Genomic DNA, 13,817 nt, shown 5'->3' with positions numbered 1-13,817 from the left:
TTTTTTATATTTTAAAATTCTATCATAGTATAGACGGATAGTTTTTTATATTTTAAAATTATATCATATTATAAGCATATAGTTTTTTTTTTAATTTTGAAATTCTATAATATACTTATATTCTAAAATACTGATTGGTGCAATGTTAATAGGGGATGTGAGAAAAATGCAGAATAGATTAATTAAACGAAAATCCTACATTGAACAATTTGATGAATTTGTTGATACTGATTTTGTAAAGGTCTTTTTGGGTTTAAGGCGTTCAGGAAAAACAAGTTTGTTGTATAATTTAGTTGATGAGCTTAGAAGTAGGGGAGTAAACAATGAAAATATTATATTTATTTCATTTGAGTCTCCTGAGTTCAAATATGTCAATGATTCTGACAAGCTTGATAAAATAATTTCTGAAAAAGTTAAAAATACTGAAGGTAGGGTTTATTTGTTTTTTGATGAAATACAAGAAGTTTCTGATTGGGAGAGGTCAATAAATGGATATCGAGTGTCTATGGATTGTGATATTTATATTACAGGTTCTAATTCAAAATTATTGTCTGGTGAGTTAGCTACATATTTGGCGGGCAGGTATATTACAATTAATGTTTATCCTTTCTCATTTAAAGAGTTTTTAGAATATCAAAATCAAATTGAAGGCAAAAAGTTAACAAAAAGCACAATAAATAATTTGTATGAAGATTATTTTGAATATGGTGGAATGCCCGGTATTCTCTCTTTATCAAGTTCTAGAATGAAAATTCAGGGTTTAAAAGATATTTATGATTCAATTTTATTGAATGATGTTATTTCACGTTTTCAAATTAAAAAAATAGGCTTATTGCAAAGATTTGTAGAATATATGGTTGGCAATATTGGTGAAACATTTTCATCAAACAGCATTAAAAATTATCTAAAAGGAAATAATATTAACACAACACAGGACACATTATTGAAATATAATAATTGCCTGCAACAAACTTTTTTCTTCTCAAAATGTCGTCGTTTTGATTTTAAAGGAAAAAAGTTACTGACTATATATGAGAAGTACTATTTAATGGATCATGGTTTTCATAGTGTATTGGTTGAAAAAAGTGCTAAAAAAATACCTAGAGTATTGGAAAATATAGTATATGTTGAACTTTTAAGAAGAGGATACAATGTTACTGTAGGTAAATTAGATGAAAAAAATGATCAAGACGGAAAACCAAAAGAAATTGATTTTGTATGTGAAAAATCTGGAAAATATGTTTATATTCAAGTTGCTTATCTTTTATCATCTGAAGAAACTATAAACAGGGAATTCAGCCCATTTTTCAAAATTCCTGATAAGTATGATACATATGTCATCACTACAGATAGATATGACTTTTCCCAAAAGGGTGTTAAACATTTGAATATCATTGACTTTTTGTTGGGTGATGAAATTTAAACTATATAACTAATCAAAAACAAAAATAATTGTGGTGATAAAATGGTATCAGAAAAAATGGAAAAAGCTTTAAACGGACAATTGAATGCTGAAGTTTACTCAGGATATTTATATTTGTCCATGGCAGCTTATTTTGAAGATGAAGATTTAGCAGGATTTGCTAATTGGATGAGAGTTCAAGCAGCAGAAGAACTTGAACATGGAATGAAATTCTATGACTACATTATCAGAAGGGGAGCTTCTGTAACATTATCTGAAATCGAAGGACCTCAAACCGAATGGGACTCTCCTGTAGCAGCATTTGAACACGTACTCGAACATGAAAAAAAGGTATCCGGTTTAATCAATGATTTGGTTGACCTTGCTATCGAAGAAAAAGACCATGCAACCAACAACTTCTTGCAATGGTTTGTTGAAGAACAAGTTGAAGAAGAAGAAAACGCTATGGAACTCGTTGCAAAAATCAAATTCGCTGATGGCGACAACAGATTGATGTACGAATTAAACAAGGAATTAGGTGGACGTGCACCTTCCGAAGACTAGATTATTCTGGTCTTACTTTATTTTTTTGGTGTTAAAATGGATTACCCAGAAGGCCCTACCTGTGAAGCGCAGGTCGATTCCACAAAATATGAATCAGTCATGCTTGGAGAAAATGAATTAGGTAGCGTATACGTTCATGGTCCTTTTGGAGATGTCGACTCTGAGATAAAAATTGCCTATTCAATTGGAATGCATCCTCTTGAAAGCAAGTCTCACAGAGCCCTATTTGAAGATTTAATTAATAAGACAGATTTGAAATGCTGTTATTATCTCTACAACATTAATGTCAACGATAAGAATTCTGAAACCGAAGGGCGTCTTGAAGGCCAGAAACTGGCTCAGGAATTTATAAAAGATGATATTATCAGTAAAGATTATGACCTGTTTTTGGATATCCACTCAAACCGTGGTTCCAGAGGACCTGGGGAATATAAGATAACCAATTTCCTGTTTGCACCTGGATTTGATGAGAAATCTGAAAAATTCATGAATGAAATTTTGGACAGTATTCCTGAAATTGTTTATTATGCTCCCGAGTTTCGCTCAAGTCCTCCGTTCATAACAGAACCGACTGCGGAAGCCGGAATTCCTACTTTGGTATATGAATGCTATTCATATGAACCTTTTGATGTTTCATGTGATTTGGCATTGAAATTAATAAATTGTGTTGATAACTTATTTTAAAAAGAAATATTTATTATATATAAAGCTTATAAATAAATTGTTTATTAATTAATTAGGACGTGAAATGATGATTATCAAAGCACCTTCAAGAATACATATGTCTCTCATTGATTTGAATGGGTCATATAGGAGAGTCGATGGTGGAATTGGTCTTGCACTGCAGGATCCTCAATTCATTTTGGAAGTAGAAAAGATTGACGAAGGAATCGAACTGGAATTTGCAGATACAGTAGATGATGAGGAAGCTATTGAGGAGTGCAAAGAAAAGATTCCTGATGCAGCTCAAAGAACTATTGATCATTTTGATATTGATGCCGGTTTTAAGTTTACCGTACATCAGACATACCCTCCGCATTCCGGATTTGGAAGCGGAACCCAGATTGCAGTTTCAACAGCACATCTGATTACAGAAACTATGAATATAGATATTGAAAGCCGTGAATTAAGCAGCATTGTTGGAAGAGGAGGTACCTCCGGAATTGGAACATACACTCATGATTTGGGAGGATTCATTCTAGATGGTGGACACAGTAAAGAGGAAAAACCTTTGTTTTTACCTTCAGGTGCTTCCCAGGCAAAACCTGCAACACTGATTGCAAGATATGACTTCCCTGAAGAGTGGAAAATTTTAATAGCAATTCCGTATATCGAAAAACATATGGAAGGGGATGATGAAGTGGATGTATTCCAGACATATTGTCCAATTCCTAAAGAGGAAGTCGAACAGGTATCACATCTGATTTTGATGAATCTTGTTCCTTTCATGCTTGAAAAAGATATTAAAAATTTCGGATGGGCAGTTTCAGAGCTTCAAAAAGTAGGATTCAACAAACTTGAACATTCTTTGGATGCAAGCTACCTGCCAACCATGAAGGCAATTGAGGATGCCGGAGCTTACGGTGTTGGAATATCTTCATTTGGACCGGTATTATACACAGTATTTGATGAATCAAATGAATTCATCGTAGAAAAAACTAAAGAAATTATTGGGGACAAAGGAGTTGTCTTTGTAACCAAAGCACAAAATCACGGATTTACTATTGAAAAATAGTATTTCTTTTTATTTTTTTTTTTTAAGGAGTTATTTTCATGGAAAATGTCAGTGAATGGAAGGGTATCAACGGACAGCTTGTTTCATTTAAAAAACAAGTTGATGATGCTCAAAAAATTACTTTTTTAGGTTCTCCGGGAGTCTGCACACCATTTGCAGAACTTTTGGCTTATGCAGTAAGGGATGTTGAAAGCAATTTCGTACCTCTGCTCGATATTGATAATTGCCACAAATTTGAGTTTAAATCATATGCAATGGTATTGAATGATGAAATCTCTGATCCTCATGGCTCAGATGTAGTTGTTTTGCTGGGCGGACTAAGCATGCCTAAATATGATGTTGATACTGATGATTTAAACAAAACTGTTGATGAGATTCTAAAAGATGATGGTAAACTTATTGGAGTAAGCTTCATGGACATGTTTACTAAGGCGGGTTGGCTTGAAAAAGTTAATTTTGATGTAATCATTGATGGGACACTGACTGGTGTCGTTAAAGAATAATTTTTATTTTTTTAATCTATTTTTTTTGAATAAAGTGTATCATGCAGAACCCAATACTTTTACGTCTTCAAATGCTTCATAGTCAGATACATATATCATGCAAACTTCGTCCTTAAGGCCGAATATGAATGAATAGCTTTTCTCATCGTACTTTTGATAGTATCCGTCATATCCAAACATTTTTGTTGGGCTTCCACCTAGACTGGATGCAACCTCTTTACTGTTTATACCCTCACCAGGTGTTCTTGTAACTCCAATTTCGATATAGTGCTTGTCGTTGCTCCATCCCATTGCGCTTGATTTGACGTTTTCATCGTAGCTGACTTCAGTTCTTGAAGGGTCGTTAACATAATCTGACGGAAGTTCGAATTCCACATTGTCCACTTTTACTACCTGTGTTTGGTTTAAAAACAGAGCTGATGATGCTAAGGCTGCTGCAATAATTATGACTGCAATGATTATGATGCCGTATCTTTTAAAATTAGTCTTTTTTGGAACTTCAGCTCCGCAGTTTTGGCAAAATTGGGCATTTTCCTTTAGCTTAACACCACATTTTTCACAATATCTGTCCATAATAATAGTATTGAATTCAAGATTAAAAAAGTTTGTATATAAAAATAGTAAAAATTAAAGGAAGTAGGAATATTCCAACTTCAGGTCTTAAAAATTTAATGTTTTAAGGGGGATTAGATTTCAAATCCGCCGTCTACCTTGATGATTTGACCATCAATGAAAGAAGAGTCGTCACTTGCTAAAAATAATGCAACAGTTGCGATATCTTCAGGTACACCATGTCTTTTTACAGGGCATTGGTCAATCATTTGCTGGAGTGCTCCAGGTCCTCCGATACTGTCCACCATTGCTGTGTGGATTAATCCAGGTGCAATACCGTTACATCTGATTTCAGGACCTAATTCCCATGCGATTGATCTGGTCAGTCCCATCATTGCATGTTTACTGTCAACATATGCAGCAAATCCGTGGTGTGCTCCAAAGGATGCTACAGAACAGGTGTTTACGATTGTTCCTTTTCCTTTTTCTTTCATTACTGGAGCCACTAGTTGGGTTAAACGTAATGCTGAGGTTACATTGACGTTGAATACTCTGTTCCATTCTTCTATGGTCAGTTCCATCAATGGGGACATTGAAAGCATTCCTGCATTGTTGAAGAGAATGTCGACAGTTCCGTATTCTTCCATTGTGGCATCGAATATCTTTTCCACGTCGTCCATGTTTGCCATATCTGCAATGACATAGATTGCTTCTCCGCCTGCAGCTTTGATATCGTCAACCACTTCTTTTGCTCTTTCTTCGTTTCTTCCGGTTACTACTACTTTTGCTCCTTCTTTTGCGAATAATTTTGCAGTGTCTCTACCCATTCCGGATGTTGCTCCGGTTGCGATTGCTACTTTACCGTCTAGTTTTCCCATTTTATCACCTACTTAATTGTTCATGAATTTCATGAAAATTATGTTGATATATTTATTTTAAAATTTATATAAATAATTAAGTTAAAAAATGATATATATTTAATATATGTGGGATGGAGCTGTCTTTTGAAAAGATTATAAAAAAATTTTAATTATATTAAAGTCTAAAAAAATGAGGATTTCTCCGACTTTTTAAGCCGGAGGTTCTGGTTTATAAATTATAAACTTCTTGTGCAGAAACAATAACGATGTCGTTTGATTGGAGTGTTGAAATCAATTCGTCAAGTTGTTCTGTATGAAGCAACAGGATTGCCTTATTGATTTTGTCGTGTGTAAACGCATAGAGATATTCCAAATCGATATTGTTGTTTTTAATCACATTTAGAATTGATGTAAGTCCACCAGGTGCGTCATTCATTTCCACACCAATGATTTCAGTGATTTTTACTAAAAAGTTATTTTCTTCCAAAGCATCTTTACCTTTTTCAGGGTCATCAACGACAAGCCTTAAAATTCCGAATTCGGAAGTATCTGCCATGCACATGGCTCTTATATTTACATCTGCATCTGAAAGTACTTCAAGAGGTTTGGACAGGCTTCCCATTCTGTTTTGTAAAAATATTGATAACTGTTTGATTTTCATGCTTTCACCTTAATGTAAATTTCTCTCATCGATTACTCTTTTTGCTTTTCCTTCAAATCTTGGTAGGGTCTTAGGTTCTACTAGTGTGACTTTTACTCTGATTCCTGTTTCGTTTTCTATTGATTTTCCGATTTTTTCCTGAACTGCCATCATTTCTTTAACGCCGTCAAAGAAAATGTCCTGGGATGCTTCGACTTTCACTTCGATTTCATCCAATGTTCCAGGTCTTGTTACTATTATCATGTAATGAGGCTCGACGTCACCCGCTTTAAGCAAGGCCTTTTCAATCTGTGAAGGGAAAATTGCCACTCCTTTGACTTTTATCATATCGTCTGATCTTCCTGTAATTCTGCTCATTCTGGCGTGAGTCCTTCCGCATTCACATTTTTCATAAGTTATTTTGGTTAAATCTTTTGTTCTGAATCTTATTACAGGCATTCCTTCTCTTTCGAGATTTGTCAGTACAAGTTCTCCAGGGGTGTCTGCACCCAGTGTTTTTCCTGTATTTGAATCTATGATTTCTGGGTAGTAGATGTCTTCAGGAATGTGAAGTCCTTTTTGAGCTTCACACTCTATACCTACTCCCGGACCCATGAGTTCGGTTAAACCGTAGATGTTGTATGCCTTACATCCGAAGATGTCCTGAACTTTCTGTCGGATTTCCTCTGTCCACATTTCAGCTCCAAAACCGATAGCCTTGATGCCAAGGTCTTTTGGGTCGATTCCATCATCAAGAGCCACTTCACCCAGGTGAATTCCATATGATGGGGTAAAGATTAATCCGGTGGTTCCGAAATCCTTCATTATTTCGATTTGTCTTCTGGTTTGACCTGTTGAAATTGGAATGATTGTTGCGCCGACCTTATGACAACCGTAGTGAACTCCAAAACCTCCGGTAAACATACCGTAACCGTGGGTGTTCTGAAGAATATCTTCCTCGCCAATTCCCATCATGGTCAGTCCACGGGCAATTGTTTCTGCCCATGTATCCAGATCTTTTTCAGTATAACCTGATACAACAGGTTTTCCTGTGGTTCCGGAGGATGAGTGTAATTCTTTGATTTGTTTGATGTCAACTGCAAACAGTCCGAAAGGATAGCTTTCCCTCAAGTCATCCTTTGTAATGAATGGTAACTTTTCAATATCTTTTAAAGTTTCTATGTCTTCTGGATAAACTTCTGCTTCACTGTATCTTTTGTTGTAATACGGAATTTCATTGAATGCTCTTTTTACAGTGGCCTGAAGCTTTTTAAGTTGTAATTCTTCAAGGTCTTGCCTTGGCATAGTTTCAATTTCTTCATTCCAAAACATATTTTGCCTCATTTTAATTTAATATTATAATATTTTATTTTCAATATCTATAAAATTTTCTTTTAACTATTTAAATTATTAAATTTAATATATTATTGATGTTATTGTCAATACACATCGCAACTTTGTAAAATTTAAATACTTTATTGAAGTAATAAATAATTGTAAAATTGTAAATTTTATTTGATTATGGGGAAATTGATATGGATATGATGAGTGTATTGTGGCAAGTTGGAATTTTTGCGTCAGTCATCGTCTTTGGAGTTAAGATAGGACTGGCTTCAGGATTGGCCAATTTGTCTAAAAGATTATTTGCTGTAATTTGCATTGCATATGGTGGTGGGGTTGTTTTGATATCAGCTATTGCTTCATTATATGCGGATCAGTTAATTCAGGCCATTTATGGTTATAACACTATTTTTTATATAATAATGGCTTCAATCATGATAATAGCAGGTCTGTTTACTATCAGAGAGTGGAAAATACATGATAAGAATACGTCAACTGCGACATCTCTGGCTATTATTGCTCCTTGTCCATGTTGTTTTGGTTCAATTATTGCAAGCGTTCTGATTGTAGCGCCAACAATAGGTGTCAGTTCACTGAATTTAAGTTGGTACGCTGCAGCAGCATTGGTTGGAGTAATGATTGTTACATATCTGGCATCAAATACAATAATTCGCCTTACAAGCAAGCCTTATCCTATCATATTGGGAAATTTCATGCTGCTTTTGGGAGCATATTTCTTGCTTTCAGCAATTGTAATTCCAAACATTGCAGGTGCTTTAACCAAAACCATGAGTCCTGTTTCTCTTGGTTCCCCTCAAGACATACTCATGATAATTATAGCATTCGCTATTCTGATTTTTGCAGGTATGGTCTTAAACAAAAGAGGCAAAAGTATTTTAGAATAAATTTAGGTGAAAATATATGGCTTTAAATATTCCTGGTGGAGAATTTTTAACAGGTTCTCTTGACGTAATCTCACAGAGTCTAACCATTCCGGTTCTTGTAATATTGCTTATACTAGTAATAATTACAATCATTACTTTGGGTGGGGTAATCGCCGAGTATACCTCAAGGCGTAAGGTTCCTGTGGGAACTATCAGAGATTTGATTTATGATATCAATAATGCACAGACTCAAGATGATTTAAAAAATGTAATTGCCAATGCGAAAATTCCAAAGGCTCAAAGGAAAGTCTTAAACGAAATTGCTTCTTCAGAAACTCTTGGAAAGGATTCAAGGGAGGCTCTTGCACGTAAACTATTTGAGTTTGAAGAGGAAAAGACAATGTCCACTTTACAAAAAACTGACATTATCACACGTATCGGACCAACTCTCGGTTTGATGGGTACATTAATTCCGATGGGACCTGGTCTTGCGGCTTTGGGCGCAGGTGACATCAACACTCTTGCAAGTTCACTTACCGTTGCGTTCAACACAACAATTGTCGGTATCGGTTCAGGTGCAATGTGTTATGTTTTAGGTAAAATCCGTTCAGGATGGTATGACAGATATTTATCTGATTTGGATGCATTGATTGATGCAGTTCTAGACAGAATGAGTTAAGTGATTTTATGGTAAGAAAGCAAAGTCGAAGAAGGTCTAAAAGGGTAGAGGAAGACCCTATGGCAGGTACATCCAACCTTGTGGATGCTATGCTTGTTATTGCGGTAGGTTTTCTCGTTTTCGTTATCATAAGCTGGAACATGCAGGCAATGATTGATCCCGAACAGAACATTCAGGAACAGATGCAGCAAAAGACCATGACGGAAGTTGATCAGGGTCAGCAGTTGAATGAAACTCCTGATACCTCAAACAGCTCAGGTCAGGGATATACCGAGATGGGTAAGGTCTATAAGGACCCTGCGACGGGCAAGCTGATTATGGTGGAAGGTTAACCCTTCCTTTTTATCCTTTTTTTATATTTTTATCAAATCTTTTGACATAAACTATTTTTTTGAAAATCCTTATATGCATTGAAAGTTATATATAATTTATTGGTAAAATAACATATAGGGTGCATAATATTGATTAAGTATAATACTGTCAGGGTTCTTTTTCTGAATTTCATTACTTCAGTAATAATTGCTATTGTAACCGTCAATATTTTAGACGCCTTTGATTTAAATGCCGGAGTTTATTTGGGTATTTTATTCGGATTATACTTTTTGGCCGTTTATTGCGTTAACAATCTTGTTGAAGCACGTGAAATACCTAACAGCTATCTCAGATTTCTGGCAGCTTTAATTTATATTGTTCTATTTGACATTGTATTTATTTATGTAATGCCTATGCTTTTCGGTGCAGATGTTTTCCCGCCAACAGAAACACTGCTTATAAATAGTGGCGGCGTCAACATGGCTTTGAAACTGTCCGTCGAATTTTATATGGTTCTTTTTGCTATTGTTGTGATGATATTGAATTTTATAATTTACAGAAGAACAAAACATTACATTAACTGATTCATTAAATGGATTTCAGTGTTTGATATAGTTTAAATAATTGTTTTTACATATGTTATGCTGTTGATGTTTTACGGCGGTAATTTTCCTGAATTGAAAAAAATTTTAAGGTGTAGATGATATGGAATTTTGTCCTGAATGTGGTAAGATGCTGATGCCTAAAAACGGCAGAATCAAATGCAGGTGCGGATATGAAAAATCACTTTCTGATGAGGATATTGAGGAACAGTATACCATGGAAGGTGAAAAAAATCCTCAGTCAAAGGTAATTGTAACCGACAGAAACAACGTTGCTCTGCCGACAACAAGGATAACCTGCTACAAATGCGGAGGCACAAAAGGATACTGGTGGACAGTACAGACAAGATCTGCTGATGAAGCGCCTACCAACTTCATAAGATGTGCCAAATGCGGCAACACATGGAGAAGTTCCAACTAGAACATAGGCTTCCCTCTTAATTAACTTTTGGTAACTTAAATCTATAAACTTTTTATTTTATTCAATAATATATAAAAATTATATTTATTGATTTATTTATTTTTAATATAATTTTTTAAGGATTTATTCTATTAATGGTATTATTTTTTATTTTAGGTTATTATTTATAGAATAATTATTTTTTTCATAAACTAATCACTAAAAATATGTCATTTTTTGCATATTGTTTGATGTTTGAATGTAACGATGAATTTTGAGTATGTAGAGTTTGAAAAATAGCAATTCTAAATAATGTTGGGGAAAGTAGGAGGATAGTGCTGATTGGTTACATCAGATGATTTAAATATTATAATTTATGTTCTGCTAATCATAGAATTAAAATAACGAGTGCTATAATGTATCTGGTCTTAAGGTCTTCGTGGAAGCTTGCATTCATGCTTAGCAGTATATGTATTAATGCATTTATGCACAAGTTATTTATTATTATTTGATTAATAATTAATCATTGCTAAAATGTGTATGAGATGCGGACATAAAGTTATGGATGATTCAAAAAAATGTCCATTGTGTGGGGTTGATTTTGAAAAAATAGTGCCTGAAAAAATAGGTCGTTTTGGATATAGGAGCAAACAAAAAAAGATACAAAATAAATTTGAAGAAGATTACGGCATTGAAATTGATGAATTAAAAAATAATCTAATTAGAAAAACTTTTTTTGAAAAAAAGAGTCTGTAAAATTTTATAGGCTTATTTAATTTTTATGTGATTTTGTGTCCAGTTTTGCATTTGGAAGTCTAAAAATGTTAGAATTCCATTTTTGGTCTTGTATAATTTCTTTATTTTTTCTGGGTTGGTTTGTCTGTAGTAATTTTCTACTTTATTGGATGTTTTTTCTATATTTTCATCATCTAAGTGTTCTACGTATCTATGAAAGTGCATAATGATGTGTTTTCTAATGAAATCTTTTAATACGACTGGAATGGCTCTGTAATTTTGTAAATATTGTTTAAATTGCTCGATTGCTTCTTGTTTTGAATTTTGTCTGAAGCAATTTTTTAATTCTTGTGCATTTTCGTAAATATGGTCTCTTGCTTTTCCATTTATCTTGTTTCGTCGACAATGCACTTTTAATTTATGATTTATTGTTTGGAATAGGTGAAATTTGCATAATTGATGTTTTATTCCTATTTCATCTGCTACATTACGATTCATTGGGAATAAATCTTTTGTTAAGCAAATAAATGGTTTATTTACCGTTGAATCTAGGATAATTTTTTTCGTGTTTTTTGGTATTCTGCGACGTACAATTTTTTCTGTGACTGAAATATTGAGTATCGCATCAGATAATGTTAATCTGGTACTTGTCTGATGTGGATGATTCTATCCCAATATATCTTCAAACTTTACCTTGGCATGTGCTCTGACTACGATATTATCAGTATTTTTCTCTTTAAAAGAATTCTCCTTTATATTATCATAATTTAATACAGCCATAGTTTGGCCCATTTTTCCATCCGCCTTATTTTTTGAAAAAATACAATCTTCAATAATCAAATTACTATCATCGTAAATTGCTCCGCCACCATCTTGAAAACTTTTTCCTTTCGCATAATTATTTGTGAATGTAGAATCCTTTAAAACGCCTTCACCTTCATTAAATATTGCTCCACCCATTTTTTCAGAAATATTATCTATAAATTCACAATTTTCTATAAGTATATTGGACATAGAAAGAATTCTTAATGCTCCACCACTACTATTTAAAATATTGTTATAATAGTTATGGGAATATCCGTTTTTAAATACAATATTTTTCAGAGTGATGTTTTTTGCGGTGATAATGAAAATACGAGATAAACCTCCTCCATCAATATTATGACCATTACCATTAATGACAAAATCATCAATGTCCAGTTCTATTCCACCTTCATAAAAATCAATTTCATACTCTGCTAATGATATGTCTTGCTTTAGAACATATTCTTTAGTATTTTTATGTATCTCTTCATCGAGGAATGTAAAATCATAATTCTCATTTTGACGTGAAATATTCCAGTTAACTATTCCGGCACCCACTATCTGATTATTTAAGGTCGGTGGTGAATTCTTTATAAAGATCTCCCCATCATTAAATATGCATTTACCTTTATCATTCATTTTAATTTTTGTTAAATTCAATTTTGACATATTAACGATATCTTTGGAGTTTTCATTAACAAAAATATTATTTTCAAAAGTAGTTCCATTTAAAGTACATACTTTACCTTCATTAAAAATTAAAGATTTTTCAACATGATTGCTGTTAAAATTTCCGTAAAAAACATTTAGTGTACAATCGTTATTTGTGTTATATATCATGTCATCGGCAGCATTTTCTGAAAAAATACTATTATAAATTTCTAATGTGTCCTCATTGATAATAACATAGTTGGAATTACTATTTAAGAATCTGCAATCTAAAACTTTTAAAAAGTTTTCATTAAATATTAAGAAATTATTTTCATTCCTTTCATTTTTAACATTATTGGATATTATGGAATTTGACATTGTAATATTGCCGGTTACATACATTTCATCTGCTGTTTTTGCGGAATTATTCTCAAATGTACAATTATTGATAATGTAGCTGTTAGAATATTCTTGGTATATGGCACCGCCCTTTTCTTTTGCGACATTCTGTTTAAAAATGCAGTCATTGAGTTCGCCTTTGGAAATTATTAATGCGCCGCCGGATTCATCACTAGCATTAGATTCAAATAAACATTTATAAATTTTAGAATCATAAGAAGATATTGCTCCGCCGGGATACTTTGAGAAATTATTCGAAAAAATACAATTAGTAATGTTTGAATTTTCATGCCAATCTATTGACCCGCCACCTACATTACCAGAATCGCCTAATGACTTATTTTCGGAAAATGTAGAATCATTTATGTCCAAAACACTATTACTCCCGCCAACTATTACTCCACCAGCACTGTGTGAAATATTTCTTGAAAAATTAGTGCAATCAATATCTAAATTGACATCAATTCCACAATATATCGCTCCCCCATAATTGCTTTCATTATCAAAAATAGAACAATTGTGAATTTTTAATATTCCTCCATCCTCAATAGATATTGCTCCACCACTTTTTTCAGAATATCCATTTTTTAAATTAATATTTTTTAAAGTTATGTTTTTTCCAAATACTTCAAATATTCTAGTTTTTCCGCAGGCATCAATTTTATGGCCATTTCCATCAATAACCATATTGGCTTCTTTTAATTTAATACCGTCAATGTAATTTGAATTTTCATTATCTTCTAGTATAATATCG

16 protein-coding genes and 1 pseudogene are annotated in these 13,817 nt (G+C 33.3%); 11 read left to right on the top strand and 6 right to left on the bottom strand.

Translation table 11 applies throughout. The annotated features are described in order from the left end of the window. The first annotated feature begins 166 nt into the window (after nt 1-166). The 5 genes from ACKI2P_RS02215 to ACKI2P_RS02195 all read left to right on the top strand — a co-directional run bounded on the left by ACKI2P_RS02215 (nt 167) and on the right by ACKI2P_RS02195 (nt 4,204). Nucleotides 167-1,423, top strand: coding sequence for an ATP-binding protein (locus ACKI2P_RS02215; RefSeq protein WP_407374619.1), 1,257 nt, complete (start codon nt 167-169; stop codon nt 1,421-1,423). A gap of 42 nt (nt 1,424-1,465) precedes the next feature. After that, nucleotides 1,466-1,966, top strand: a complete 501-nt coding sequence (locus ACKI2P_RS02210; protein WP_407374618.1) for a ferritin — start codon at nt 1,466-1,468, stop codon at nt 1,964-1,966. A 36-nt stretch (nt 1,967-2,002) separates the two neighbouring features. Beyond that, nucleotides 2,003-2,650, top strand: a complete 648-nt coding sequence (locus ACKI2P_RS02205; protein WP_407374617.1) for an adhesin — start codon at nt 2,003-2,005, stop codon at nt 2,648-2,650. Between the two features lie 67 nt (nt 2,651-2,717). After that, nucleotides 2,718-3,701, top strand: coding sequence for a beta-ribofuranosylaminobenzene 5'-phosphate synthase (locus ACKI2P_RS02200; protein WP_407374616.1), 984 nt, complete (start codon nt 2,718-2,720; stop codon nt 3,699-3,701). 38 nt (nt 3,702-3,739) lie between these two features. Beyond that, a complete protein-coding gene (locus tag ACKI2P_RS02195; RefSeq protein WP_407374615.1) occupies nt 3,740-4,204 on the top strand; it encodes a DUF2124 family protein in 465 nt (154 codons plus the stop codon). A gap of 39 nt (nt 4,205-4,243) precedes the next feature. Here the strand turns inward: ACKI2P_RS02195 and ACKI2P_RS02190 are convergent, their stop codons facing one another. The 4 genes from ACKI2P_RS02190 to ACKI2P_RS02175 all read right to left on the bottom strand — a co-directional run bounded on the left by ACKI2P_RS02190 (nt 4,244) and on the right by ACKI2P_RS02175 (nt 7,588). Then, on the bottom strand, nt 4,244-4,777 hold the full coding sequence (locus ACKI2P_RS02190) for a zinc ribbon domain-containing protein (RefSeq protein WP_407374614.1): 534 nt from the start codon (nt 4,775-4,777) through the stop codon (nt 4,244-4,246). A 113-nt stretch (nt 4,778-4,890) separates the two neighbouring features. Further along, on the bottom strand, nt 4,891-5,634 hold the full coding sequence (locus ACKI2P_RS02185) for an SDR family NAD(P)-dependent oxidoreductase (protein WP_407374613.1): 744 nt from the start codon (nt 5,632-5,634) through the stop codon (nt 4,891-4,893). Between the two features lie 211 nt (nt 5,635-5,845). Then, nucleotides 5,846-6,277 carry an acetolactate synthase gene (locus ACKI2P_RS02180; protein ID WP_407374612.1) on the bottom strand — a complete coding sequence of 144 codons (432 nt, stop codon included), beginning with the start codon at nt 6,275-6,277 and terminating at the stop codon, nt 5,846-5,848. A 9-nt stretch (nt 6,278-6,286) separates the two neighbouring features. Continuing rightward, nucleotides 6,287-7,588, bottom strand: coding sequence for a phenylacetate--CoA ligase family protein (locus ACKI2P_RS02175; protein WP_407374611.1), 1,302 nt, complete (start codon nt 7,586-7,588; stop codon nt 6,287-6,289). 203 nt (nt 7,589-7,791) lie between these two features. Here ACKI2P_RS02175 and ACKI2P_RS02170 point away from each other — a divergent pair, with 203 nt between their 5' ends. The 6 genes from ACKI2P_RS02170 to ACKI2P_RS02145 all read left to right on the top strand — a co-directional run bounded on the left by ACKI2P_RS02170 (nt 7,792) and on the right by ACKI2P_RS02145 (nt 11,230). After that, nucleotides 7,792-8,502, top strand: a complete 711-nt coding sequence (locus ACKI2P_RS02170) for a DUF2162 domain-containing protein (RefSeq protein ID WP_407374610.1) — start codon at nt 7,792-7,794, stop codon at nt 8,500-8,502. A 16-nt stretch (nt 8,503-8,518) separates the two neighbouring features. After that, nucleotides 8,519-9,160, top strand: a complete 642-nt coding sequence (locus tag ACKI2P_RS02165; protein WP_407374609.1) for a MotA/TolQ/ExbB proton channel family protein — start codon at nt 8,519-8,521, stop codon at nt 9,158-9,160. A gap of 8 nt (nt 9,161-9,168) precedes the next feature. Then, nucleotides 9,169-9,492 carry a DUF2149 domain-containing protein gene (locus tag ACKI2P_RS02160; protein ID WP_407374608.1) on the top strand — a complete coding sequence of 108 codons (324 nt, stop codon included), beginning with the start codon at nt 9,169-9,171 and terminating at the stop codon, nt 9,490-9,492. Between the two features lie 129 nt (nt 9,493-9,621). Further along, on the top strand, nt 9,622-10,056 hold the full coding sequence (locus tag ACKI2P_RS02155; protein ID WP_407374607.1) for a hypothetical protein: 435 nt from the start codon (nt 9,622-9,624) through the stop codon (nt 10,054-10,056). A 121-nt stretch (nt 10,057-10,177) separates the two neighbouring features. Continuing rightward, nucleotides 10,178-10,495, top strand: a complete 318-nt coding sequence (locus ACKI2P_RS02150; protein WP_407374606.1) for a transcription factor S — start codon at nt 10,178-10,180, stop codon at nt 10,493-10,495. 540 nt (nt 10,496-11,035) lie between these two features. Further along, nucleotides 11,036-11,230, top strand: a complete 195-nt coding sequence (locus tag ACKI2P_RS02145) for a hypothetical protein (RefSeq protein ID WP_407374605.1) — start codon at nt 11,036-11,038, stop codon at nt 11,228-11,230. Between the two features lie 12 nt (nt 11,231-11,242). On the opposite strand, the pseudogene ACKI2P_RS02140 reads toward ACKI2P_RS02145, so the two are convergent. After that, nucleotides 11,243-11,851: pseudogene (locus ACKI2P_RS02140) on the bottom strand (transposase); the annotation flags it as partial. A 24-nt stretch (nt 11,852-11,875) separates the two neighbouring features. Next, a partial coding sequence (locus tag ACKI2P_RS02135; protein ID WP_407374604.1) for a right-handed parallel beta-helix repeat-containing protein occupies nt 11,876-13,817 on the bottom strand: 1,942 nt, incomplete at its 5' end.

It is taken from the genome of Methanobrevibacter sp. (assembly GCF_045541095.1).
Classification (GTDB): Archaea; Methanobacteriota; Methanobacteria; order Methanobacteriales; family Methanobacteriaceae; genus Methanocatella.
This window is presented reverse-complemented; position numbering and strand designations above follow the sequence as displayed.

Excerpts from the sequence above, each read along its gene's own strand:
- ACKI2P_RS02170 (WP_407374610.1), top strand. The coding sequence starts at position 7,792 with ATGGATATGATGAGTGTATTGTGGCAAGTTGGAATTTTTGCGTCAGTC.
- ACKI2P_RS02205 (WP_407374617.1), top strand. The coding sequence starts at position 2,003 with ATGGATTACCCAGAAGGCCCTACCTGTGAAGCGCAGGTCGATTCCACA.
- ACKI2P_RS02195 (WP_407374615.1), top strand. The coding sequence starts at position 3,740 with ATGGAAAATGTCAGTGAATGGAAGGGTATCAACGGACAGCTTGTTTCA.
- ACKI2P_RS02145 (WP_407374605.1), top strand. The coding sequence starts at position 11,036 with ATGGATGATTCAAAAAAATGTCCATTGTGTGGGGTTGATTTTGAAAAA.
- ACKI2P_RS02190 (WP_407374614.1), bottom strand. The coding sequence starts at position 4,777 with ATGGACAGATATTGTGAAAAATGTGGTGTTAAGCTAAAGGAAAATGCC.
- ACKI2P_RS02185 (WP_407374613.1), bottom strand. The coding sequence starts at position 5,634 with ATGGGAAAACTAGACGGTAAAGTAGCAATCGCAACCGGAGCAACATCC.
- ACKI2P_RS02215 (WP_407374619.1), top strand. The coding sequence starts at position 167 with ATGCAGAATAGATTAATTAAACGAAAATCCTACATTGAACAATTTGAT.
- ACKI2P_RS02150 (WP_407374606.1), top strand. The coding sequence starts at position 10,178 with ATGGAATTTTGTCCTGAATGTGGTAAGATGCTGATGCCTAAAAACGGC.
- ACKI2P_RS02160 (WP_407374608.1), top strand. The coding sequence starts at position 9,169 with ATGGTAAGAAAGCAAAGTCGAAGAAGGTCTAAAAGGGTAGAGGAAGAC.
- ACKI2P_RS02165 (WP_407374609.1), top strand. The coding sequence starts at position 8,519 with ATGGCTTTAAATATTCCTGGTGGAGAATTTTTAACAGGTTCTCTTGAC.
- ACKI2P_RS02175 (WP_407374611.1), bottom strand. The coding sequence starts at position 7,588 with ATGTTTTGGAATGAAGAAATTGAAACTATGCCAAGGCAAGACCTTGAA.
- ACKI2P_RS02210 (WP_407374618.1), top strand. The coding sequence starts at position 1,466 with ATGGTATCAGAAAAAATGGAAAAAGCTTTAAACGGACAATTGAATGCT.
- ACKI2P_RS02180 (WP_407374612.1), bottom strand. The coding sequence starts at position 6,277 with ATGAAAATCAAACAGTTATCAATATTTTTACAAAACAGAATGGGAAGC.
- ACKI2P_RS02200 (WP_407374616.1), top strand. The coding sequence starts at position 2,718 with ATGATTATCAAAGCACCTTCAAGAATACATATGTCTCTCATTGATTTG.